A 22,593-nucleotide genomic window follows, 5' to 3' on the forward strand; every position below is an offset into this window, starting at 1 on the left:
TAGCATAAGTCATGTGGCGTGACTTGCCTACTTTCACCACTCGTTATCGCAAAAGCTAGCTATACTCTAAAGTTAACTGTGCAAAAACCGACCACACATCAGAGAGGACAACGACGTGATAACCATTAAGCACTTTTTCATTGCCAGCATTATCATTATCACCACGGCTTTATCGCCGCAAGTATGGGCCGATGGGCGTGCCACTATTATTTCCGACGGTAGTGAAGCGACCATCGAGTTTTCACAAAACCAAATGCTGCGCATGGACTCACCTGACGGTGAAGGCTACATGCTCTTGCGCGATAGCAAGCTGTATACGGTAATTAATCAAGGTGGAAGTATGATGGTGTTCGATATGGCCGCAGCGATGTCAATGATGGGTGATCAAGCTCAAAGTGACAGTTTTTGGGATAACGAAATTGCCGAAATTAAGTCCTTTGAGGCAACCGGAACCCAGGAAACTGTTGCTGGAATAAAAGGTGATGTTTTTGAAATGGTAGCACTACACACCGATGGTGAAACCGTCACCACCGAAGTCGTGGTGACCGAAAACCAGGCGGTGGCAGAGCTAACCCAGGCCATGTATGCAATGGCCGAAGTACTGATTGAAGCCGTTAATGAAGCACCTCCAGCGGCCTTTAATGAGATGAAGTCGTTAGTCATTGACCGCGGCTTAGGTGTACTTCGTCAAGGTGATGACTTTTCCGTGTCAGCGATCGACGCTAAGGCGCCCAGCGCTGCTCGATTTGAACTCCCGGCAAAACCGATGGAGCTACCATCAATGGGCAACTTCGGCGGTAATTAAAATCTGTCCTACAGCCAGCCATTTTGATGAGCAATACGCGCGGCTTCAACACGGTTGCTGGCATGCAGTTTGCTCATCGCTTCAGACAAGTAATTGCGAGCGGTGCCCTCAGCAATAAAAAGTGCTTGAGCGATGGCCTGGGTGCTCAAGCCCTGCTGGGCTAATTGCAACGCTTTGCGCTCTTTATCAGTCAACGGATCGGTTTGATCGAGTGCCTGTAGCAAAAGTTCGTTACTAATCACCCGCTCACCGGCTAATACACGCTGTAACGAGTTCACAAGCGCATCTATAGGGGCATCTTTCAATAAAAAACCACTCACACCTGCATCTAGCGCACGTTTAATATACCCCGCGCGATTAAAGGTCGTCATCACCACCATTTTCAACTGTGGCTGGGTGTTTTGCACCCATTTTGCCAACTCAAGACCGGAAAGCTTCGGCATTTCGATATCGGTCAGTAACACATCATAAGCACTGCTCTGTATCTGCTGTTGCGCATCGGCTCCATCCACTGCTTCATCCACATCAACGTCAGCCTCTAAGCGCAATAAGCTTGCCAGCGCCGTGCGCACCATGGTTTGGTCTTCGGCCAGTAAAGTTTTCATAGTAACGCACCTTGTAATTTCGGTATGCTCAACTTCACTTCACAGCCACCGGCCATCGAAAGCGAGGCCTCACCGCCTAATTCTTGCATGCGTTGGCTCACACCACTTAAACCATTGCCGTGATGAATCTCCTTCGGCGTGCCATCATCACTCACTTGAATACGGTAAGTGTTGGCAGTTTCATCGAAGTGAATACTGCACACTTGACCGCTGCTATGGCGAATAACGTTGGTGACCAGCTCGGTAAGCGCTAGCACGACCGCGGTTTCTTGACTCGCGCTTAACCTCGGAGGGAGGCCCGACACCTCGGTTCGAAATCCCGCATCTGATAAGCGTTGCTTTAAGCGCTCAAGTTCAAGCTGTAGCCCGTTATGTCGGTAGCCCGAAACACTTTGTCGTACTTGCGATAGGCTATCTCGGGCAATCGCACTTAACTCGCCGAGTTGTTTTGTGGCCGCATCGTACTGCTGCTTGTTCAATTGTGCCTGGGCCAAGTCTGACTTCAATACAATGCTCGATAACGTATGGCCAAGAATGTCATGGAGATCACGGGCGATGCGTTCGCGCTCGACAGCGGTCGCTAATCGCGAGATCTCTTCTGCACTTCGACGCTGGGCCGCATCATGACGCTGCCGCAAGCGCTCGACGCGGCCAAAGATCGCAACGGTCGACACAATGACGGCACCGTAATAGAAAAACAGGTCCCATTGGGTTCCAGGCCCCCAGTGAAAGATCGCCAACGTCGCCACCAGCCCGACAACCCCAGCCAATGCATAAGGCCAACGATAGGCAAGACCGACAAAGAAACCGACGTAACTAAAGAGTGCAATAGAGCCGGAATTCCATGGCGTGACCACAATGGCAATACCGTACATGGCCAAAATCGGCCACAGCATCCGGTCGAGCGGTTGCTGATAACAATAGAAATACAGCCCAACAAACACCAGTAGCGCCAGAGAAAGCCCCGCGAGTTCTAGCCAAGAATAGGGAAACAACACCATCGGCAGCACATAGAAGCCAAGATTAAAAAGATAGATCCAAGCATGCTTCGGCTGGCTGCCAGAAAACTGAGTTTGCGAAGTTGTTTCAGAAGAGGTCATGTCGGTACTCGATTTGGGCCACTGTTGCCATTATGACGAGTGGCGCGCCATTGCTCTAGTGACATTTGTCATTATCTTTTGCTGACAAAAACCACTGCCGCTAGTGGCAACGGCTACTTAGACTTGCCACATCAATCATCACTAAAGGATAACACGCCATGGCAGCCGCCTATCTTAGGGTTCAGAACCTTACCAAGAGTTATGGCTCCAAAGCCGCACTAAGGGGTATCAGCCTAACCGCTCACAGTGGCGAAGTACTTGCTGTGCTAGGTAAAAATGGAGCCGGTAAAACCTCATTCATTCATAGTGTACTTGGCATGCACAGCTATCAAGCGTCGCGGATGGAGCTCTTCGGGCAAAACTACACGAATCAGCAGCGGCCCTTATCGACCCGGCAGCGGCTAGGAGTGATGATGCAGGTTGGTGCACTCTCGGCCAACCTCACGGTAGCTGAGCAACTCGACCTTTTTTGTAGTTATTACACCAACGGCGCCAGTGTGACCGAGCTCATCACGCAGTTTGAATTACAAGAAATAGCACCACAGCGCTTTGGCCGACTCTCCGGCGGTCAACGTCAGCAGGTACTCTTGGCCTTGTCTGTTGCTGGCCATCCAGACCTACTCTTTTTAGATGAACCCACCGTTGGTATGGATGTTGAGGTGCGTCACCGTCTCTGGCAGCACATTCAGAATTATCGCGCCAAAGGCTGCGCCATTGTCTTAACCACTCATTACATCGAAGAAGCTGAGCGGCTTGCTGATCGCGTTGCCATTTTACGTGAAGGACAACTCATCGCCAGCGGCAGCGTTGCAGAAGTCGTTGGTGATGAAACCTCTTTGGAAAATGCTTATCTGAAACTGATGCAGGAGAAACAACATGCATAATATCACTATGTATATAAAAGAAGCTCGATATGATCTTTTGAGCTTATGGCGCACACCGTCATTTATCTTACCTGCGATCCTCTTTCCTGTGGTTTTTTATATTCTTTTCGGTATAGTTTTAGACTTCAGTTCTGGCGCCAGCAGCTATATGCTCGTTTCTTATGCATGTTTCGGTATGATGGGGCCCTCGATGTTCAACTACGCATCAGCAGTCGCCAGTGACCGCGCTCATGGCTGGCTGACGCTCAAGCGCATTGCGCCCATGCCACTTAGTGCCTATATTTTCGCTAAATATTATAGCAGCCTGGTTTTTGCGCTCTGCATCGCTTTTATTCTGTTCGGTACCGGTGCGTTTTTCGCAGATGTCACACTCGTTTTATGGCAATGGGTGGCCCTTTTGCTGGTGCTGTTAATAGGTACACTTCCTTTTGCCTTAATCGGTTTACTGCTAGGCCTCTGCCTGTCCGACAAGGCCGCACCTGCAATGGTTAACTTGATCTACCTTCCCATGGCGTTTTTATCAGGGTTGTGGGTACCGCTGCAGTTTCTACCCACAAGTATTCAGTATATTGCCTATGGCTTGCCCGCCTACCATTATTCGCAACTCGCACATGCGGTGATTGGTTCGAGCCAAGGTCACAGCCCTTGGCTTCATATCTTCGCGCTCGTGATTTTCAGTGCGGTGATGGTTGTACTCATTCGTTGGCGCTATCAACACGAATGAGCGTGGGCCATCACTTAGTGCACTTGGTTTAGCGCTTGAATGGCAAAACTACCTAACCAATGCCCTCCTTCATAGGAGTCACCGATAAGGTTTGGGTACGAATAGGCGATATGTTGGTCTGCTACTTCGCTTAAATGCGCATAGCGCGGATAGGCATTGGCCAGTGCATAGAGGTTCCACGCGCGACTAAAGTTCAAGCCATCAAGATGCACCAACTTGCCGTCGGTACGGTCACTGACTTTACCGACGTCAAGGCGATAGTTTTGGTCGGCCAGTTGCGGCATGAATTTGGATAACCACGGTAAAAACTCGTCTTTGGCTAGCACCCGTTGCATCAAGCCTATTTCTTCTAAGCACGGGGAAATAAAATCATAACCACTTGGTTCCCAGCTGATTGGGCAGTTTTGATCGTGCAAAAAATAGTCTTTCGAGCGTTCACGAATCAACGCTGCTAAGTCGCTGAGCTCATTGTTTACCGCATAGTCGTAAGCGAAGCTCAAACCAAATGCGGTATTGGAATGCTCACCCACGCGCACTGGGTAAATCAATTGCGGCAAGAACTCTTGATAGCGTTTAACAATCACGTCGGTTAATGGCTGCAGGTTGTGTGCGAGCTGTTGACCCAGTGGGTCTTGCCACGCGTTCAGTTCGTCAGCGAGCTTTAACAACCATGCCCAACCGTAGGTGCGCTCAAAAGATTTGTTGATGTCTTTACTGAAAAACGCGGCTTCACGTTCGACATTTTCAAGAGTCAGGTTACGTTTAAGAATGTCTCGTGCCGTTTCGGCTTGTGCCATATCAGGAAACTGGCGTAACAGCGTGACCAACGACCAATAGCCGTGCGCTGCGCTATGCCAATCAAAACAGCCGTAAAACACCGGGTGATGCTCTTTGGGCTCTTTCAAGTCGTCGGCACTACCTAACACAAACCCAGTCTTGTATGGGTAAGGCGTTTCAACACAGTGTAAGGGTAGTTCGACTAACTTTTCTGCCTCAGTAAGGGTTAACTGATGGCTGCTAGACTTGTCGAAAGCGAGAGCTTGATTCGACAAGCCTAGTGTTACAACCGCAAGGGTCGTAATGATAGCGCGTTTGTTCATATCGGGTGCCTTTGCTATTCAAGAGAATTGGGCCAAGGCTTACAGCTTAAATCAAATCGCGCCTCAATACCTAGCCCAGTTGTCGCAAATAGTCTTCATAGGTGCCCGAGAAGTCGCGCATGCCTTGATCGGTCAGTTCGATAATACGCGATGCCAAAGACGACACAAACTCGCGGTCGTGGCTGACAAACAACAAGGTTCCGTCATAATGCTCAAGGGCCAAGTTGAGCGCCTCTATCGATTCCATATCGAGGTGGTTCGTGGGTTCATCCATGATTAACACATTCGGCCGTTGCATAATTAATTTGGCGAAAATCATTCGGCCTTTTTCGCCACCAGACAAAATCGTCACCGGCTTTTTGATGTCATCCTGGGAGAACAGCATACGCCCCAGCACGCCTCGCACGGCTTGCTCGTCGTGATGTGGCTGCTTCCATTGGCTCATCCAGTCAAATACCGTCATTTTGGTTTTGAACCAATCGGCATGATCCTGTGCGTAGTAACCAATTGAGGCATTTTCCGACCATTTAATACGGCCACTGTCGAGTTCATGTTCACCCACTAAGCATTTCAGCAAGGTGGTTTTACCAATACCGTTGGCGCCGAGAATGGCAACTTTTTCGCCCACTTCAATCATGGCGCTCAGGTTATTGAGCACGTTCAGCTCATCAAATGATTTGTTCACCCCTTCCATTTCAAGGGCTAAGCGGTACAGCTTTTTTTCCTGCTCAAAACGAATAAACGGACTCACTCGGCTCGACGCTTTTACTTCGGCAAGCTGAATTTTCTCAATTTGCTTGGCGCGCGAGGTGGCTTGTTTGGCTTTCGAGGCGTTGGCAGAGAAACGACTGACAAATTGCTGCAACTCTGCAATTTTCTCTTTCTTTTTGGCGTTGTCACTAAGTAACTGTTCACGCGCTTGGGTTGCGGCGAACATATACTGGTCGTAATTGCCCGGATAGACCCGCAATTCACCGTAGTCGATATCGGCCATATGGGTACAAACACTATTTAAGAAATGACGGTCGTGCGAAATAATAATCATCGTCGCCTGGCGTTCATTCAATACGGTTTCCAACCAACGGATCGTATTGATATCCAAGTTGTTGGTCGGCTCATCAAGCAACATAATATCGGGCTCAGAAAAAAGCACTTGCGCCAATAGCACGCGGAGCTTTAAGCCGGGCGCGATTTCACTCATCAAGCCGAAATGCGCCTCTAGCGGAATTCCTACGCCAAGTAACAATTCACCTGCGCGCGACTCTGCGGTATAACCGTCCATTTCTGCAAAGGCCACTTCAAGGTCAGCAACCCGCATGCCCTCTTCTTCACTCATTTCCGGCAAACTATAAATACGGTCACGTTCTTCTTTCACCTGCCACAGCTCTTCATGACCCATGATCACCGTATCGACCACACTGTATTGCTCGTAGGCAAATTGGTCCTGACGTAGCTTACCCACTCGCATGTTTGGCTCAACCGAAACGTTGCCAGCTGAAGGTTCAAGATCACCACTAAGAATGCGCATAAAGGTCGACTTCCCGCAGCCATTTGCGCCAATCAAGCCGTAACGGTTACCTTCGCCAAATTTAACAGAGATATTTTCAAAAAGAGGTTTTGCACCAAATTGCATGGTGATATTTGCAGCAGAAATCACGTTTGAGCACCCGAACAAAAAATAGGCGCGTAATCTACGTGTTTTAGCCGCAAATTACAAAGGAAGTTTTGCGAAATACGCGCTTTTCGCAGCAATCCAACCGCTGCGACTAAGTACCTGCATCATGATCGAAACGGCGGGTGCAACGTACTAACAGTTCATTCATGAACAAAAGAGACTTTCCGTGGCTCAACTGATGCGCTTTTTCCTTATTGTTGCTTTTTTCATCGCAGGTACCTCTATGGCAACCGAAACCCCCAACTACACAGTTTTAAAAGCCGACGGTGACTTCGAGTTACGCCAGTACGAGCCGATGATTATTGCCAAGGTCACGGTCTCTGGCAGTCTCGATCAGGCCAGCGGGCGTGGCTTTCGAGTGTTAGCAGATTATATTTTTGGCAACAATCGCGTCAATGGTGCCACCAACGCCACCATAAGTATGACCGCGCCTGTCACCATGGTCGCGCAATCCGAACGTATCGAAATGGCCTCTCCAGTTACCTTAACTGAACGCAATGGCCGTTGGACGATGCAGTTTGTGATGCCAAGCGACTACACGATGGCGACTTTACCGCGGCCAAACAACCCGGCGATTGAGATCGAACAGCGAGCAGAACAGTACTATGCGGTCGCACGTTTTTCCGGTTTTACCGGCGAACAGAAGGTGGCAGAACAAGCGGAAGCCCTTTTAAAATGGCTAGCAGATCGCGAGCTTACACCTTTGTCAGCCCCCGAAATAGCCCGCTATGATCCACCTTGGACACTGCCCTTTTTCCGACGTAATGAAGTAATGGTTGCGTACCAGCCCTGAGACCTGGGTAGAAGCCAGGCTTTAATCGAAAAAAGCTATTAGTATCGTCGTTTATTTTGGTTTTCTTTATCGACGAGATAGGACTAGAGTGAAAAGAGTCTAACCACAGAATTGAAGGAATAGTAATGAGCAACTCAACCGGTAAATGCCCAGTTATGCATGGTGGCCATACCGCCACAGGTACCTCAAATATGGATTGGTGGCCCAATGCACTGAATCTCGATATCCTGCATCAGCACGACACCAAAACCAACCCTCTCGACCCCGACTTTGATTATAAAGAAGCATTGAAGTCACTTGATGTTGAGGCACTGAAAAACGATGTCAAAGCCCTGATGACCGACAGTCAACCTTGGTGGCCTGCAGACTGGGGTCATTATGGTGGCTTGATGATACGTATGGCTTGGCATGCCGCAGGCTCTTACCGTGTCGCCGATGGTCGCGGTGGCGCTGCAACGGGTAATCAACGCTTTGCGCCTTTGAATTCTTGGCCTGATAACGTCAACCTCGACAAAGCACGCCGACTGCTTTGGCCGATCAAAAAGAAATATGGTAATCAAGTAAGTTGGGCTGACCTTATCGTTTTGGCAGGCACCATGGCTTATGAATCGATGGGCTTACCGGCTTACGGTTTTGCGTTTGGTCGCGAAGATATCTGGCACCCCGAAAAAGACATTTACTGGGGCGCAGAAACCGAGTGGCTTGGTAAGTCTCGCTACGATGGAGACGCCAGTGATAGCCTCGAAAATCCATTGGCCGCTGTGCAGATGGGCTTAATTTACGTAAACCCAGAAGGCGTCGACGGCAAACCTGATCCACTGCGCACCGCACAAGATGTTCGCGAAACCTTTGCACGCATGGCCATGGACGACGAAGAAACCGCGGCACTTACCGCTGGCGGTCACACGGTGGGTAAATGCCACGGTAACGGTTCGGAGCAAAACTTAGGCCCCGATCCTGAAGCGGCAGATGTTCACGAGCAAGGCTTAGGATGGAACAACTCAACCTCGCGCGGTATTGGCCGAAATACCATGAGCAGCGGCATTGAAGGTGCCTGGACCACAAACCCTACGCAGTGGGACGACGGCTACTTCTATCTATTATTCACCTACGACTGGGAATTAAAGAAAAGCCCTGCGGGTGCATGGCAATGGGAACCTATCGACATCAAAGAAGAAGACAAGCCGGTTGATGTTGAAGACCCAAGTATTCGTCATAACCCGATTATGACCGATGCCGATATGGCTATGAAAATGGACCCAGAGTACCGCAAGGTTTGTCAGCGCTTTTACGACGACCCTGACTACTTTGCCGACGTGTTCGCACGAGCATGGTTTAAATTGACTCACCGTGACTTAGGCCCTAGCCAGCGTTATTTTGGACCCGACGTGCCCAACGAAGAGCACCTTTGGCAGGACCCTATTCCAGCCGGAGCAACCGATTATGACGTGAACGCGGTGAAATCTGCTATCGCTGCAACCGACCTGTCGCTCAGTGACTTGGTTGCAACCGCTTGGGACAGTGCACGAACGTTTCGCAGTTCTGATCTAAGAGGCGGAGCCAATGGCGCACGTATTCGCCTGGCCCCGCAAAAAGACTGGGCTGGCAATGAGCCAGAACGCCTTGCTAAAGTGCTTAACCTGTTAGAGCCCATCGCAGCAGAAACCGGTGCCAGTCTTGCCGACGTGATTGTCATTGGTGGCAATGTCGCGATTGAAAACGCTGCCAAGAATGCCGGCGTTACGGTTGAAGTTCCCTTCACGCCAGGCCGTGGCGATGCCTCACAAGCGCAAACAGAGGTTGAATCGTTTGAGCCTTTAGAGCCCATACACGATGGGTTTCGCAACTGGTTAAAACAGGACTATCAAGTAGCACCTGAAGAGTTACTACTGGACCGTGCCCAATTGCTTGGCTTAACCGCACCAGAGATGACCGTCCTCGTTGGTGGCATGCGAGTATTAGGCAGTAACTATGGTGGCAGTACTGATGGCGTGTTTACTGAACAAGTTGGGCGCCTGAGTAATGACTTTTTCGTCACTCTCACCGATATGAGCTTAAGCTGGCACCCCGTTGGGAAAGCCAGCTACGAAATTCGTGAACGTGCAACGGGTGCAACTAAGTACACTGCAAGCCGAGTAGACCTTGTGTTTGGCTCGAATTCAGTGCTTCGCGCTTACGTGGAACTCTACGCACAAGACGACTCACAAGAAAAATTCGTACGTGATTTCGTTAAAGCGTGGGCCAAGGTCATGCACGCTGATTGTTTCACTCGATAATTAATCGTGTGCCAAACAGGCCAGTACGTGTGCCAACCAAAACTCGGGTGGATGTTCCATAGTGCTCCGCCCGACACTTATTTCGCAAATACTGTAGCCGTGACGGTCTTGACCGCGCGGCGGCGGTAACACTTGCACATCATGTTGACTTAAGTAGCGCTCCGTCAGCCGAGCGATGTCTTCGGCAGCACGTTCAATATGTAAGTGGAACATTGCACTTTGCGGCGTTTCCGGATTCACCCGTACCCCAGGAATGGTGGCCAGCATGGGTCCTAAATAACGCGCATAGTCAACGGCACTGCTGATGCTCGCAAGGTTGTCATCAAGCCCTTGTTGGGCGGCAAGAATATAAGGGTAAAACGAAATTAAGTTACCACCAGCGCGGCGACTCCAGACTTTTGCTTGCGCAATAAAATCACTCTCACCCGCCAGTATGGCGCCTGCAATTCCGCCAATATCTTTATACAAGCTGACATAAACTGAATCTGCTAACGCACTAATTTCACCCAGGCTTCGCTTATAATAGGCAGGGCAATGCCATAACCGCGCCCCATCAATATGCACAGCGCAGTTACGTTCGCGCGCCCACGCCACTTGACTTTGTAAGTCGTCCCAGCTTGGCAGTTGCCCACCTATTTCTCGCATCGGCAATTCCAGAACTAAGGCACCCACGTCGAGCTCGTTAGGAAAGTCAGCGTAGCGAAGCACCTCCTCCGGTTGGCCCAACACGTGACTCTGTAAGCCCCAAAGTTCTTGGTAACCTTGGTGTTCATGTAACATCAGATGCGAGGTCGGATGCAGGGCAATGCGCTTCTGTTTGCGTTGCTCGGTGTGAATTTTAAGTGCGACCCCCTGCGCAAGGGTACCGCTGGGAAGAAATAGCGCTGCAGGTTTACCTAAGAGCACCGCCATTTTGTGCTCGAACTCTTCAATCAGCTTACCACTGCCGTAATTATCAGCGGCGCCGTAGTTCTCGGCTCTTAATGCAAGTTTACGAAGCGTCGCCTCCATGGCCTCGGCGGGATGACGTAAAATGGATGCTGTCACAGGCGCATGCTCTCGAATAGTTAGGTTATTAAAGGTTATAGTTTACGGCACGTTCAGCCTCAATATGAATAACCTACTAGTAAAGTTGAGATAGCTTGTGGCCTAGCTCAGTTAACTTGCACCATACACCACCACTTTATTACGGCCTTGGCGTTTTGCTTCATACAATGCATTATCGGCGAACCGCATAAGTTCGTCTTTTTTCTTTGAGTGCAACGGGAAGGTCGCAACGCCAAGCGACACTGTCACTTTGCCTAGTGACGTTCCACCATAGGAGAGTTGTAACTTTTCGATATTGAGGCGTAATTCTTCTGCTCGCTCGGCTGCCATTTCAAGGTTTACTTCCGGCAATATAAGCATAAATTCTTCGCCGCCATAACGACACGCAACGTCTTCAGGCCGAGCAATTTTTACCATCTCTTTTGCTAAGGCTTCAAGTACCCGGTCACCTGCTTCATGGCCAAAGGTATCGTTAAAATGTTTAAAGTGATCAACATCCAGCGCCACCAGAGATAATGGCTTTTTAGCACGCGAAACACGCCGTATTTCACGCTCTAAGGTTTCTTCTAAATAGCGCCGGTTAAACAATTCAGTCAGCGGATCACGAACCGACTCGCGGCGCAGGCGCTCGGTCAGTCGAAGGTTATTTAAAGCAAGAGCTAACCGCTCAGCCACGGTTTCGGCGACGGCAATTTCTTGCGCACTCACAGCGCTTGGTCCACTGGTTGGCTCACATAAGAACAGCGTGCCAACAACTTCATCTCGTGTCACCAATGGAATGCATAGTGAGAACGCGATAGCGTTGTCATCCTCTTTAACATGCCGACAGAACAACTCAGCGCTGTCGTCGGACACGCGATAACTTCTACCTAAGCGCAAGGCGCGGCAGTCTTCGGGCGGGAACCACTTTTCCGTTTGTGGATGGTCACCCCAGCTGCATGCCATTTCAACGAGGTCTCGCGACGAGGCAACCAAATAGAGCGCACCCGACATTGAGGGGAATAACTTACTTAAGGCTCGAGCCGCAGCGGCGTAGGTTTCCTCTTCATCGTTTGACGACACCAACATTGATTGAAAGCTCGACAGAATCGTACTCTCTCGCTGGCCCAATTCGAGGATGGCAGCCATGCGATTAAAGTCTTTCGCCAACTCGCCGATTTCGTCAGAGCGAGTTTCATCGACTCGGGCAGACAAATCGCCGGCTTCTATTTTGCTCGCTGTCTCACTAAGGTTGCCGATGCTCGACACCACGCCCATTTGCATTAACAACAGGAGAACTAACCCAATACCGACACCGACCACCGGCAAAACAATCGCCAAGGTCGCCACGAAACGCATGCGCTCGTCGACTCGGCTCGCGATCGTTTCGCGCTGCTGTTCTTTCTCAGCGACGGCTTCGGCAATGACTGCTCGCATGGTATCGACTAACTGCTTACCACGACCCGAGGCAACTAAGGCGGTGCTTGGATTTGCTTCAAGCTCTGGGCTACCGATAGCTTCAGGGCCGTACTGGGCCCGAGCTTTAATCGCCGGCTCGGCAATTTCTGCAAGCCACAGCTGAAACAACTGTTCCATTTCTTTGAGTTTAGGGTCGGAGGACGCCCCTGACAGTTCACGCCACTCATTTGCAAGTTGCGAGAAATTAGTTTTTGCACTCTGATAGGGTTCTAAGAACTCTTCTTCGCCGGTGATAATAAAACCACGCTCACCAGTTTCTGCATCAACGACTTCTTTGAGTAATGCTTTGCGAACCGCTATTTCTCGCGCAACACGGTCGGATTCGGCTGATAACTGCTGCACATCTTGCATGTTCACCGATACGATCCAAGACAGCCCTGCCACCACAAGAAGGGGTACCAGGAAGCCAGCGATAAGTTGCGCACGCAACGAAATATGGCGCCAAAATGGATACTTGGTTCTTATAGTCATCGGCCTCTTAAGTAGTCACAAAAGTAGTCACAAAAGTAGTCGCTTATTGTCTCTAAAGATACATCCTTTTGTCGCATTCCGCAAAACCACCCATTTGCAGCAGCTAAGATTGCTCCGTACACTGACGGACTAAGTTAACGCATTTGCAACACAACAAAGGACTTTCTATGGCGGCTTTTGGTACGGTTTTCATGCCTGAGATGGCAATCACTGAGTTTAACGGTGAGCAGTGGAGCGCGCCTCGCAAAGCGGCGGTTGAGCACATTCAGTTACACCCAGCAGCTCATGTTTTACACTACTCTAGCACCTGCTTTGAGGGCCTGAAGGCATTTTTGCACGCCGACGGATCAGTCAACATTTTTCGTATGGAGGCAAATATTGCGCGGCTTATTCAAAGCAGTCGACTACTTTCGTTGCCCGAAGTAGATGCCGAGATGTTACGTGAAATGATCACTAGCATTGTTGCAACCTACGCCGATAAAACGCCAACACCACCTGGCTCAATGTATATTCGCCCCACCCATATTGGCACTGAACCTTCGATTGGCAAAGCCGCTGGCGCCAGCGCCAGCTCGATGCTCTATGTGCTGCTGTCGCCCGTTGGCGATTACTTTAGCGGTGGTGTGCGGCCACTACGCTTACTCATTGAAGAGCAAGGAGCGCGTTGCGCGGCGCACATGGGCATGGTGAAAAGCGGTGGTAATTATGCCAGTGCATTACAGCCGATCATGCAGGCCCGAGCGGCAGTGAATGCGGACCAAGTACTGTTCTGCCCAGGAGGCGACGTGCAGGAAACTGGAGCCGCCAACTTTATGCTAATTGATGGCGATGAGATTATTACCAAAGCGCTAGATAGCTCCTTTTTGCATGGCATTACGCGCGATTCGATTCTAACGATAGCGCGAGACATGGGCTTAAAGGTTAGTGAGCGCGAACTTAGTGTCGACGAACTGCTTGAGCGAGCAGGTAAGCCTCATTGCGAAGCGGCTTTATCTGGTACTGCTGCGGTATTAACACCGGTCGGGACATTGATCCGCAACGGCACGGAGCATGTTGTCGGAACGGGAACTGAAGGTGCCACCACAACCAAGCTACGCACAGCATTAAACGAGATCCAGTGGGGGCAGCGTAGTGATGACTATGGTTGGCTTACCAAAGTCTCCTAAAATGTTAAAAATAGTTGACATGCTGCTTGTTCACGACTAGCCTAGTCATGTTAAAAATATTTCACATGAGGTTCACTATGGCATTCCGCGAAAAATCAGCATGGTTGATGTTAGTCGTTCTTTTACTAGTCGGTGGCTATGTTGCGTACACTGGCTTCTCGTATTATCTGACAGCGCAAGAAGTTCCGCCGTTCTTACCTATCGTCATTCAGCTTACCGTGTCGTTGATCGCCTTTAGCGTTATCGGTCAAATAGTGCTCGGCATTGCTCATCGTCGCACAGCCTCTGAGCCAGCTGATGAACGCGAGCGACTGATTACACAACGCGGGCAAGCGGTCGCCGGTTTCGTGCTGGCATTCGCTATCATCACCTCACTACTACACTATATGTTTCACCTTAATGGCGACCTACTGTTTTTCAGTTGCCTGATAAGTCTTGTGCTGGCGCAGGTGTTTGAGTATGCGGTGCAAATTATCGGTTACCGCAGGGGGCACTAAAATGTTGCCAATTCAAAATTGCGTTCGCCAATTGCGCGAGCAGCAAGGGGGCATGACTCAGGCCGAGTTGGGCACCTTAGTTGGCGTGACCCGACAAACCATAGCGGCGATTGAACAACGGCGCTATTCACCATCACTAGAAACGGCTTTTCGCATCGCTCAGGTATTTGAACAAAGCTTGGTTGAGGTATTCTGGTACGAACAAGGCTGAGCGAGCGACGTGCGCTCGACTCTGCCTTACTTGCTGCTAATACTTGGCGCGTTAGAGCGAGTACTGCAACATTAACCACACCTTGTTAGTATCAACGGCATGTTGATCACCATTGTAGACAGCAGCTTTGACTAAGCCTTTTAGCTTGGGAGTGAGTTGGTAGACACCGGCGAGGTCCCACTCGGTGCCGTAATCCTCGCTGCCCGCATCCGACTGAAAATCGTGCCAAGCCAGCGACCATTTTCCGCCCAAGGCCTTTGTCGAAGCACCCAGCCAATGGTCACGCAAGCCCTGATTAGGGGTGGTCAAAAACACATCGGCGAAGCCTGAAAAAGCATGCAAGGTTGCCAACGGCGTTTGAAAAGCGCTGTCGCCGTTACCTGCCAGGCGCTCTTGGCCAAGGCTAAATTTGATCGTTTGCGGTTGCCAGTTGAGCTCGGCTCGGTGGTAATGGTGACTTTCTTGCTCAGGCGCACCGTGCGCAGACGACTGGGTGGCAACAGCAAGACGCCAGCTTAGCGCGGCGCTCGCACCTTGGTAGTCCACTCCGTAGGTGCGGCTGCTACGCTGTTGCCAATTGTCGAATTCAAAGTCGTAGCCAAAGGCCGCAACTTTGTGGTCCGCTGTCACCGCCCAACTTGCGAGTGCGGTGAGGTAGCTACCTTTTTGATTTGCGGCGTCACCGTCAGGGCCAAAAATGCGATTCACATTGTGATAGTAGCCGACATCAACGGCAACGGTATCCATTGGCGTGAACTGCGCACGGTAGCCGTCAAAGGTTTGCTCGTTTTGACGCCAGCCGACACCGCCAATAAAGCGCTGATTGAGCTGATTAACCCGTTGCCGGCCCGCCGTATAAGAGGTTCCGTTTGCGCTGGTGTAGCGCACAAAAGCCTGGTTTATGTCTGTACCACTTGGGTCGGCCACCACACTATAGTTTGCTTGCCCATTCGCCGTACTATTGAAGGTATCGCCACCAATCACACTGACATTATCCACCTCAGCCACAACACTCCAGCCTTGTGCCGGCTTAGCCGCCACCAGAATACGACTACGCAGGGTCGACGCTAACGCATCCGCAAGCGCATTGTCTTGCGCTACCGATTCTAGGCGATAGCGTAAATCTATGTTGGTGGTTATCTCATTGGCCGCCACCGACGAGATACCGCAAAGTCCTACAACAGAAACAGAGATAAGATAAGAAAGGTAATTTGAGCGTAAGCGCATGGTGCACCTCAATGTACGAATAGATGCCGTCAGTTTATCCGCACTTACACAAAAACATCATTCCGCCAAAGAGTTACCTAAGAGGGGGCAGCCCTTACATTGTAAGGGCTGCCCCCTCTGGGTTAGGTGTTGGTAGTTTTGAGGGGGTGCAAGGGGGATTTGGGGGCTTGGGCGTAGCAGCAGAGGATGTAGTCGTTGTGCTGAGCGTGGCTTGCGTGGTTTAAGTAGGGTGCGGAAGAGCGTTTTAATACTTCCATCAGCAGTGCTTGTTCGGCTTTGGTGACGGCTTCGGCAAGTGTCCAGCGTTGATAAAAAGCATCCATATGATTGGTTGCAAGGTCGCGCATAAATTCTAGGCGTTGTATGCGCTGTAGTTGTTTGCGGGGTTTTATTTGTTCAACATCAACGCCGACTGGGGTCGATGGGTGTGCTGCCACTAGAGCCATGTCGTGACTATGGCTGATCGAGCACTGCCATGTTTCGCCCTGAACTCTGAGCGTTGGTGCGCCGTTGTCATGCCGTAAAATGGCAATTTCAGCCGCCGGGATCTGCCATTGTTGTTGAATCAGAAAACGCAGCAAGCCGCGCCCTGCTAAATACTGTAAACGTCTGCGCAAGCGAGGATAACCTTGGGCGAGCTCGTGCTCTTGTGCTGTTAACCAAGGCCTCAATCGCGGCACCAGCTGCTCAAGATTTGCTGCGTAAAGGCTGGCGACGGGTACTTCGGCTGTCATCGGGCTTCCGCGTCGATACCCGCGGCATAAGTTGCACTGGCGCCATGGGCAAAATTGGCGAGGCGCAGGGTGCGGTCTTCAAGGCTTGTTACGTGCTCGACAAATTGCGCCAAAGCGGGTCCTGCTAAACGTTCCGTGGATAATTTCTTGAGGTTTAACGGGTTCACTGTTTTGCCATGTCGATACACCTCATAATGCAAGTGCCGTGCTTGTGACAATCCAGTATTACCTAGGTAGCCAATCACTTGCCCCTGTTTCACCTTATCGCCTGCGGTAAGGTCTTCGGCATAGCCTTTAAGGTGTGCGTAAAGTGTTTCGTAACCGTCTGCATGGGTAATGATCACTGCATTACCATAAGAGCCGTACCACTCCGCCTGTTTAATGGTACCGCTGCCTGCGGCCATAATTGGTGTGCCTTCTGGGGCTCCGAAGTCGATACCTTTGTGCATACGCGTGTAACCGAGCACTGGGTGTTTCCGTTGGCCGTAATGTGATGACAAGCGCGCGCCATTGAGGGGTGTTTTCAAGAGGAAGCTTTCCGCTAGGCGCCCGTCTTCTAGGTAAAACGAGTCTTCATAACGGTACAAGCGAAAATCGTCTTCGTCGTTTTGAAAGCGTAAATAGGTCACCTGTAACGGCGTTTGCTGGTGCTCGAACAATGCTTCATCTTGGGTCACTAAGGTTCGTTCAAACACCACTTCAAACCGATTCCCTTGATACACCTGGCGTTGAAAATCGATGAAGTGAGACAGCGCCAATAACGCAGAGTTGATGACATCACCGGGCACGTCGGCCTCTGCGGCATTACCATATAGGCTGTGATTGATTTGCACGGCATGTTCAGAAACTTCAATACGCGTGGGAACCTTAACTTTATGCACGCTCCAACGGCCTTTTTCATAAATGGCATCGACGCGCTCCGCATATTCGTCGGCGAAGCTCACCTGAGCAAAATGCGCTTGTTTTTTTACCGCAATGGCGGTGCCAGACTGTAGTTTATCGAGGTTGATCACGCCATCGAGAGCTTCGGCCAGCGCATAAACATCGCGCGCTTTGAAACCATACTTGCTCAACAGCCCGGTCACCGTTTGCCCTCGTTTCAGCACGGCATAGTCGACGCCCTTTAACGGAGCCGCTTGGTCCATCAAGGTCACATCTAGTTGCGCTTGTTGCGTTTGCTTCGCTGTCTGGCGTACGGGTTCGACCACCGTCTGTTGTCGTCGCTGCTGGTGCTCGCCCTTAAGTTCCATAGGTTGCAGTTGCAATGGCGTTTGCGCCGCGGGCTCGGCGGCCGCTGCGGCTTCTGTGGTTTCTGAACTCGGCTCAGAACACGCCGTTAACAGTAGCGCACAAGCTAACGCACTGATTTGTAATTGAAATACTTTCACTAAAAAGGGTCCCTACAGATACTTCTCATGGCTATTTTACCGAGATCTTTGAGTCAAACTAGTTATTTTACTAAAACCTTGCCCACAACCAACGTGCATAAAGCCCCAGAGGGGTGGTGGCACCGGCGGTAAACGAATGAATTTCACCGTCTTTAACAATGGCAAATGCGGGAGTCACCGGCACGCCCCACTGATTAGAGAGTCGAGCCTCAGGATCGTTCACCACTTTAAACTCATAGTCGTTACGTGCCAGGTAGTTGCGTACTTGCGCATCGGTTCCCGAGGACATCGCCACAGTCACCACCGGCAGGTAGCTCGCGAGCCAATCAACTGTGGGCGAAATGACATGACAGACCGGGCACCATGAGCCCCAAAAGTAAACAATAACGGGCTCTTCATAGCTTTGTTCAACCAGATTCACCTGTTCATAGCGTACGGTTTGCCAAGTATCTTCAAGCAACTGGCCTTTAGGTAAGTTTTGGCCACGCCAAATATCCATGGCAGTAAGTACCAGCAGCGCCAGCATAAAATAAATCAGTAATTTTTTAATCACTTATCCGTTCTCCTGGGCACACAAGCTGCGCCACATTGATGCTGCCCCTTCGGCCCAAAGCTTCGCCGCATGAGGTGAAGGGTGATAGCCATCGGCGGCGATATACTTGGCCTCAAATGGTATTTCAAAAGCGAGCAACTGAGTCGCTCGATGGTGGTCACAATGCGCCTGCAAGTGCCTATTCAATTGCTTTGCTTGCCGACCGACGATCCATCGCAACGGCTGCGGCAGTGCCGGAAACTTATGCATCGGCGGTAAGGCGGTGTAAAGAATCAGCTTCGCCTTAACATGTACCGTTAAGTAGTCGGTCAAGGCTGCCAAGTCAGCCTGCCATTGCGCAACAGTGGTTCGCCGTGTTACGTCATTGACCCCCACCGAAATCAGCACCACATCATAATGGTCATGCTCAAGGCGCTGCTGTTTCAGCATTTGCAGCACTTGCCCACAGGTTAAGCTAGATTTGGCTAGGAGTTGCCAATGCACCTGCGCGTCGCGACTCAGCTGTGCGACCCATTGCCCGGCGACTCCTTGGTTTTGAGTTTCGCAGCCGACGCCTGCCGCAGCTGAGTCGCCAAGCACGAGTACATTCATTTTTCGCGCAGTGGCGCTGGTATCTGCTACCGGCGCACTGCCTTGGCGCGGCCCGCTCGCTTCAGGTAAGCGCAGCATTGACCCACGAACCCGCTTACCCTGCAGCATCAGCAACGGCGCCAAGAGAATCAATAAAAGTTTATGCAAAGTCACAGGTCTCCATTATGCTTCTAGCAAGTGCATGTTAAGCTTACCATTGCTACGACTGAATAATGAGTTTTCCATGAAAATCTATGTAGATGCAGACGCTTGCCCAGTGGTGATCAAAGACATTCTTTTTCGGGCCGCCGAACGTAAGCAGTTGCCGTTGATTCTGATTGCTAACCAACCCATACGTGTGCCTGGCTCCAAGTATATCTCTGCACGTACCGTCGCCAGTGGCTTTGATGTAGCTGATGATGAAATTGTGAAGCTTTGCGAAGCGGGAGATTTAGTCATCACTGCCGATATTCCCTTGGCAGCAGAAATCATTGAAAAGGGTGGGCAAGCATTAAGCCCTCGAGGGGAGCTCTTTACCAAAGAAACGATTCGTGGCCGCCTTAATATCCGTGACTTTATGGATACCATGCGCGCCAGCGGTGTACAAAGCGGTGGGCCGCCACCTTTGAATCAGCGTGATCGCATGGCCTTTGCGAATCACCTTGACCGGATTTTGGCCCGCGCTTAAGCCCGCCGTCAGCGGCGGGCTTATCAAGTCTCCTATTGCTGGTCTTTTAAGTACAAATCTAACCAGCGCGTTTGCTCCCACAGCATATGCAATACCGATTCACGGGCACGATAACCATGAGACTCATGAGGCAACATTACTAGTCGTGAGGTGCCACCTAAGCCCTTAATCGCTTGATAAAAGCGCTCTGACTGCATCGGGAAGGTTCCCGAGTTGTTATCGTTTGCACCGTGGATCATTAACAGTGGTTCGTTAATTTTATCGGCGTGGAAGAATGGTGACATACCGATATAGAGGTCAGTGTCATCCCAAACTGTTCGTTCTTCACGTTGGAAGCCAAACGGCGTCAAGCTGCGGTTATAAGCACCGCTACGTGCAATACCCGTGGCGAACAAATCGCTGTGCGCTAGCATATTGGCGGTCATAAAGGCGCCATATGAGTGTCCACCAAGGGCAACGCGTTCTGGGTCGGTGACACCTAGTTCGGCACCGGCTTGAATCGCGGCTTTACCATTCATCACCAACTGCTCAATAAAGCTATCGTTTGGCCGTGCGTCACCTTCGCCAACAATCGGCATGGTAGCGCTATCGAGTACCGCATAACCTTGTGTGGCTAGGTACTGCGGTGCCCAGTAACTGATCCGAACAAACTCATACGGTGAACCCGAGATCTGCGCGGCAGCCGCTGAGCTCTTATACTCTCGCGGATAGGCCCAGACAATCGTCGGTAACGGACCGTCTTTTTCTTTGTCGTAGTTGGCTGGCAGGTAAAGCTCCGCCGACATCGCTAAGCCATCTTCACGGGTGTAGGTAATCAACTCCCGGCTAATACCTTGCGTATGGGGCATCGGGTGCGGTGTTTCAGTCAGTGCCGTGAGCTTGCTATCGTCGATATCACGCACGAAAAAGTCGGCGGGATCATTGACGCCTTCACGCTGCATCAAAAAGGTCATTTCTTCGGCATCAATCAAGCCACGTGGACGCTCGTAATAAGGCGCTTCGCTGCGCCATAAACGTTGGCTTTCTTGGCTACTAAGGTCGTAGCTATCAATAAATGGGCGATCGCCTTCCGACGAGGCTCCGTTCCCAGTTAACAACATTTTACCATCGTTAAGATACAACAGATTGCGGCCGTCATGTTGTACAGTAAACGGTTGGCCTGGGTCGTTATAACGGTCTTCCCATGAACGCTCCCACACGAGTTTCGGCTGGCGCTCACCGGTTGCATCGACTAACCAGAGCTTTTCATCACGATCGGCCCACCAACGTTCCCACACCAATACATTTTGTGCATCAGCAGCTAATAAACGGCCAAAACGTTTGCTCAAATCAAGTAATTTGGTCGGCTCTTGCTTAAATGGCGCGGCTTGTTGAAATACTTGGTCACGGATTTGAGCATCAACCGCTGGGTCACCTTGATCGGTGGCTTGTGCCCACACCAAGGTTGCGTCGGCATCGTTACGCCAGCTAATTGAACGACGTCCCTGCACCACTGCATCGAAGGCAATTGGTAGGTTATCCGCAAGGGGTTGGTCGACGACGGTGTAAACGTTTTCACCGCTGGTGGTCCATACTTGGGTTGTTTCTGGGAAGCGATAATAAGGCACCGCATACGAGTAAGGTCGATGAATCGCACTGGTTAACAGGTAGTTGTCGTCGGGTGACACACTAAGCCCACTGTAAATCGCTTGCGGGCCAACTTTCTGCGCGTCGCCATCAACCTCAAAGAAACTTATTTGGCTAGTGAAGAAGTAGTCAAAGAGTGCTTCATCTTGCTTGTTTTGCAATAAATCTTGATAGGTTCGACCGGGTGCTGTGCGCCCTGCACTTTCGGTAATAACCGGGCCCGTAGGCACGGTTTTCTGTGCCGGTTTGGTTAAACCTTCGGCCACCGTATACGAATACACACCGCTACTATCGTGGCGCCACTCTAAACGAGGACCCCACACCGCATTTAACGGCGTGTTTGACCACAGTTTTGCACTTGCACTGTCAACATCCACTAACCATAACTGTACGGTTTTCGGTGTTTGCTGGGCAATGGCAATGTAATCACCATTTGGTGACCAAGCTGCGCCAAGCGCTTTTAAATCAGTAGGTAAGCCGTTGATGTTCAAGGTGTCACCACTGCTGACGTCAATTAGCTCTAGCGAGCTAATGTAACGCGCTTGGCTAACCGTATAGTTGGCTGGGTTAATGCGGCGGCCAGCCAGCTTCAATTGATCAGCAGCAACATCGGTAATATCAGGCAACGCCGGATAATTGGTGATGAGTAACATCTCACCATCTGGGCTCAGACGCCCGCCAGGCGAAGGTGCGGCGTCGACAATGTCGATGATTTCTTGTGCCGGCTCTTGATAATTAACTTTGACTGGGTTGGCATGGACCACAGGCCCACTTGTTAACGCTGCACTCGCGCTGAGTACGAGCGCAACCGAACTCAGTTTTAATCCTTTAATAATCATGGATGTCTACCTTTGTTGCTTTACGTAGCATGCTACTTTAGTGTTGAGTTAAACAGCCTCTAAACTACCATAGTTATAGGTTCAATCCGTTGAGTTGGCCCTGAGATAGGTCGCATGGGGCTGGGCGTTCAACGCAAGATGTCTAACTTTCAGCCG

Annotated in this window: 21 protein-coding genes; 9 read left to right on the top strand and 12 right to left on the bottom strand. The window is 50.7% G+C overall.

Going from position 1 to position 22,593, the window contains the following annotated elements:
• The first annotated feature begins 115 nt into the window (after positions 1-115).
• Positions 116-805: a hypothetical protein gene (locus tag PSI9734_RS05970; RefSeq protein WP_173920208.1), complete on the top strand. Its 690-nt coding sequence runs from the start codon at positions 116-118 to the stop codon at positions 803-805.
• Between the two features lie 8 nt (positions 806-813).
• Here PSI9734_RS05970 and PSI9734_RS05975 read toward each other — a convergent pair whose 3' ends face one another.
• The gene (locus PSI9734_RS05975) at positions 814-1,410 is read right to left on the bottom strand and encodes a response regulator transcription factor (protein WP_173920209.1); all 597 of its coding nucleotides are present in this window, start codon (positions 1,408-1,410) and stop codon (positions 814-816) included.
• A complete protein-coding gene (locus PSI9734_RS05980) occupies positions 1,407-2,510 on the bottom strand; it encodes a sensor histidine kinase (RefSeq protein ID WP_173920210.1) in 1,104 nt (367 codons plus the stop codon). The genes PSI9734_RS05975 and PSI9734_RS05980 overlap by 4 nt, the downstream gene beginning before the upstream one ends.
• Positions 2,511-2,668: 158 nt before the next feature.
• Between PSI9734_RS05980 and PSI9734_RS05985 the strand changes: the two genes are divergently transcribed.
• Together PSI9734_RS05985 and PSI9734_RS05990 are read left to right on the top strand one after the other, a co-directional pair.
• The gene (locus tag PSI9734_RS05985) at positions 2,669-3,394 is read left to right on the top strand and encodes an ABC transporter ATP-binding protein (protein ID WP_173920211.1); all 726 of its coding nucleotides are present in this window, start codon (positions 2,669-2,671) and stop codon (positions 3,392-3,394) included.
• The gene (locus PSI9734_RS05990) at positions 3,387-4,118 is read left to right on the top strand and encodes an ABC transporter permease (protein WP_173920212.1); all 732 of its coding nucleotides are present in this window, start codon (positions 3,387-3,389) and stop codon (positions 4,116-4,118) included. Before PSI9734_RS05985 ends, PSI9734_RS05990 begins: the two co-directional genes overlap by 8 nt.
• A gap of 14 nt (positions 4,119-4,132) precedes the next feature.
• Here PSI9734_RS05990 and PSI9734_RS05995 read toward each other — a convergent pair whose 3' ends face one another.
• Together PSI9734_RS05995 and PSI9734_RS06000 are read right to left on the bottom strand one after the other, a co-directional pair.
• Positions 4,133-5,218: a DUF2891 domain-containing protein gene (locus tag PSI9734_RS05995; protein ID WP_173920213.1), complete on the bottom strand. Its 1,086-nt coding sequence runs from the start codon at positions 5,216-5,218 to the stop codon at positions 4,133-4,135.
• Between the two features lie 70 nt (positions 5,219-5,288).
• Complete coding sequence (locus tag PSI9734_RS06000) at positions 5,289-6,875, bottom strand: ABC-F family ATPase (protein WP_173920214.1); 1,587 nt, start codon at positions 6,873-6,875, stop codon at positions 5,289-5,291.
• Between the two features lie 184 nt (positions 6,876-7,059).
• Between PSI9734_RS06000 and PSI9734_RS06005 the strand changes: the two genes are divergently transcribed.
• Positions 7,060-7,686, top strand: a complete 627-nt coding sequence (locus PSI9734_RS06005; protein ID WP_246194777.1) for an SOUL family heme-binding protein — start codon at positions 7,060-7,062, stop codon at positions 7,684-7,686.
• Positions 7,687-7,811: 125 nt separating this feature from the next.
• A complete protein-coding gene (gene katG / locus PSI9734_RS06010; protein ID WP_173920215.1) occupies positions 7,812-9,962 on the top strand; it encodes a catalase/peroxidase HPI in 2,151 nt (716 codons plus the stop codon).
• Here the strand turns inward: katG and PSI9734_RS06015 are convergent, their stop codons facing one another.
• Together PSI9734_RS06015 and PSI9734_RS06020 are read right to left on the bottom strand one after the other, a co-directional pair.
• Positions 9,963-11,009 carry a threonine aldolase family protein gene (locus tag PSI9734_RS06015; protein ID WP_246194779.1) on the bottom strand — a complete coding sequence of 349 codons (1,047 nt, stop codon included), beginning with the start codon at positions 11,007-11,009 and terminating at the stop codon, positions 9,963-9,965.
• 111 nt (positions 11,010-11,120) lie between these two features.
• On the bottom strand, positions 11,121-12,938 hold the full coding sequence (locus PSI9734_RS06020; RefSeq protein ID WP_173920216.1) for a diguanylate cyclase: 1,818 nt from the start codon (positions 12,936-12,938) through the stop codon (positions 11,121-11,123).
• A 143-nt stretch (positions 12,939-13,081) separates the two neighbouring features.
• Here PSI9734_RS06020 and PSI9734_RS06025 point away from each other — a divergent pair, with 143 nt between their 5' ends.
• The 3 genes from PSI9734_RS06025 to PSI9734_RS06035 all read left to right on the top strand — a co-directional run bounded on the left by PSI9734_RS06025 (position 13,082) and on the right by PSI9734_RS06035 (position 14,812).
• Positions 13,082-14,104: a branched-chain amino acid aminotransferase gene (locus tag PSI9734_RS06025; protein ID WP_281351446.1), complete on the top strand. Its 1,023-nt coding sequence runs from the start codon at positions 13,082-13,084 to the stop codon at positions 14,102-14,104.
• Positions 14,105-14,181: 77 nt separating this feature from the next.
• A complete protein-coding gene (locus tag PSI9734_RS06030) occupies positions 14,182-14,601 on the top strand; it encodes a hypothetical protein (RefSeq protein ID WP_173920218.1) in 420 nt (139 codons plus the stop codon).
• 1 nt (position 14,602) lies between these two features.
• On the top strand, positions 14,603-14,812 hold the full coding sequence (locus PSI9734_RS06035) for a helix-turn-helix transcriptional regulator (RefSeq protein WP_173920219.1): 210 nt from the start codon (positions 14,603-14,605) through the stop codon (positions 14,810-14,812).
• A 51-nt stretch (positions 14,813-14,863) separates the two neighbouring features.
• Here the strand turns inward: PSI9734_RS06035 and PSI9734_RS06040 are convergent, their stop codons facing one another.
• The 5 genes from PSI9734_RS06040 to PSI9734_RS06060 all read right to left on the bottom strand — a co-directional run bounded on the left by PSI9734_RS06040 (position 14,864) and on the right by PSI9734_RS06060 (position 19,458).
• Positions 14,864-16,039, bottom strand: a complete 1,176-nt coding sequence (locus tag PSI9734_RS06040) for an alginate export family protein (protein WP_173920220.1) — start codon at positions 16,037-16,039, stop codon at positions 14,864-14,866.
• A gap of 122 nt (positions 16,040-16,161) precedes the next feature.
• The gene (locus PSI9734_RS06045; protein ID WP_173920221.1) at positions 16,162-16,773 is read right to left on the bottom strand and encodes a 4'-phosphopantetheinyl transferase family protein; all 612 of its coding nucleotides are present in this window, start codon (positions 16,771-16,773) and stop codon (positions 16,162-16,164) included.
• Positions 16,770-18,161: a M23 family metallopeptidase gene (locus tag PSI9734_RS06050; protein ID WP_173920222.1), complete on the bottom strand. Its 1,392-nt coding sequence runs from the start codon at positions 18,159-18,161 to the stop codon at positions 16,770-16,772. Before PSI9734_RS06050 ends, PSI9734_RS06045 begins: the two co-directional genes overlap by 4 nt.
• Before the next feature lie 70 nt (positions 18,162-18,231).
• Positions 18,232-18,714: a protein disulfide oxidoreductase gene (locus tag PSI9734_RS06055; protein WP_173920223.1), complete on the bottom strand. Its 483-nt coding sequence runs from the start codon at positions 18,712-18,714 to the stop codon at positions 18,232-18,234.
• Positions 18,715-19,458, bottom strand: a complete 744-nt coding sequence (locus tag PSI9734_RS06060) for an SGNH/GDSL hydrolase family protein (protein WP_173920224.1) — start codon at positions 19,456-19,458, stop codon at positions 18,715-18,717.
• 70 nt (positions 19,459-19,528) lie between these two features.
• Here PSI9734_RS06060 and PSI9734_RS06065 point away from each other — a divergent pair, with 70 nt between their 5' ends.
• On the top strand, positions 19,529-19,972 hold the full coding sequence (locus PSI9734_RS06065) for a YaiI/YqxD family protein (RefSeq protein WP_173920225.1): 444 nt from the start codon (positions 19,529-19,531) through the stop codon (positions 19,970-19,972).
• A 32-nt stretch (positions 19,973-20,004) separates the two neighbouring features.
• On the opposite strand, the gene PSI9734_RS06070 is transcribed toward PSI9734_RS06065, so the two are convergent.
• Positions 20,005-22,437, bottom strand: coding sequence for a S9 family peptidase (locus tag PSI9734_RS06070; protein ID WP_173920226.1), 2,433 nt, complete (start codon positions 22,435-22,437; stop codon positions 20,005-20,007).
• Positions 22,438-22,593: the final 156 nt, after the last annotated feature.

The sequence above is a fragment of the Pseudidiomarina piscicola genome (assembly GCF_902806985.1).
In the GTDB taxonomy this organism is placed as follows: domain Bacteria; phylum Pseudomonadota; class Gammaproteobacteria; order Enterobacterales; family Alteromonadaceae; genus Pseudidiomarina; species Pseudidiomarina piscicola.

Bases quoted from the DNA above. Each gene is read 5' to 3' on its own strand.
- PSI9734_RS05975 (WP_173920209.1), bottom strand. From the start codon at position 1,410: ATGAAAACTTTACTGGCCGAAGACCAAACCATGGTGCGCACGGCGCTG.
- PSI9734_RS05980 (WP_173920210.1), bottom strand. From the start codon at position 2,510: ATGACCTCTTCTGAAACAACTTCGCAAACTCAGTTTTCTGGCAGCCAG.
- PSI9734_RS05985 (WP_173920211.1), top strand. From the start codon at position 2,669: ATGGCAGCCGCCTATCTTAGGGTTCAGAACCTTACCAAGAGTTATGGC.
- PSI9734_RS05990 (WP_173920212.1), top strand. From the start codon at position 3,387: ATGCATAATATCACTATGTATATAAAAGAAGCTCGATATGATCTTTTG.
- PSI9734_RS05995 (WP_173920213.1), bottom strand. From the start codon at position 5,218: ATGAACAAACGCGCTATCATTACGACCCTTGCGGTTGTAACACTAGGC.
- katG (WP_173920215.1), top strand. From the start codon at position 7,812: ATGAGCAACTCAACCGGTAAATGCCCAGTTATGCATGGTGGCCATACC.
- PSI9734_RS06020 (WP_173920216.1), bottom strand. From the start codon at position 12,938: ATGACTATAAGAACCAAGTATCCATTTTGGCGCCATATTTCGTTGCGT.
- PSI9734_RS06030 (WP_173920218.1), top strand. From the start codon at position 14,182: ATGGCATTCCGCGAAAAATCAGCATGGTTGATGTTAGTCGTTCTTTTA.
- PSI9734_RS06035 (WP_173920219.1), top strand. From the start codon at position 14,603: ATGTTGCCAATTCAAAATTGCGTTCGCCAATTGCGCGAGCAGCAAGGG.
- PSI9734_RS06040 (WP_173920220.1), bottom strand. From the start codon at position 16,039: ATGCGCTTACGCTCAAATTACCTTTCTTATCTTATCTCTGTTTCTGTT.
- PSI9734_RS06045 (WP_173920221.1), bottom strand. From the start codon at position 16,773: ATGACAGCCGAAGTACCCGTCGCCAGCCTTTACGCAGCAAATCTTGAG.
- PSI9734_RS06065 (WP_173920225.1), top strand. From the start codon at position 19,529: ATGAAAATCTATGTAGATGCAGACGCTTGCCCAGTGGTGATCAAAGAC.
- PSI9734_RS06070 (WP_173920226.1), bottom strand. From the start codon at position 22,437: ATGATTATTAAAGGATTAAAACTGAGTTCGGTTGCGCTCGTACTCAGC.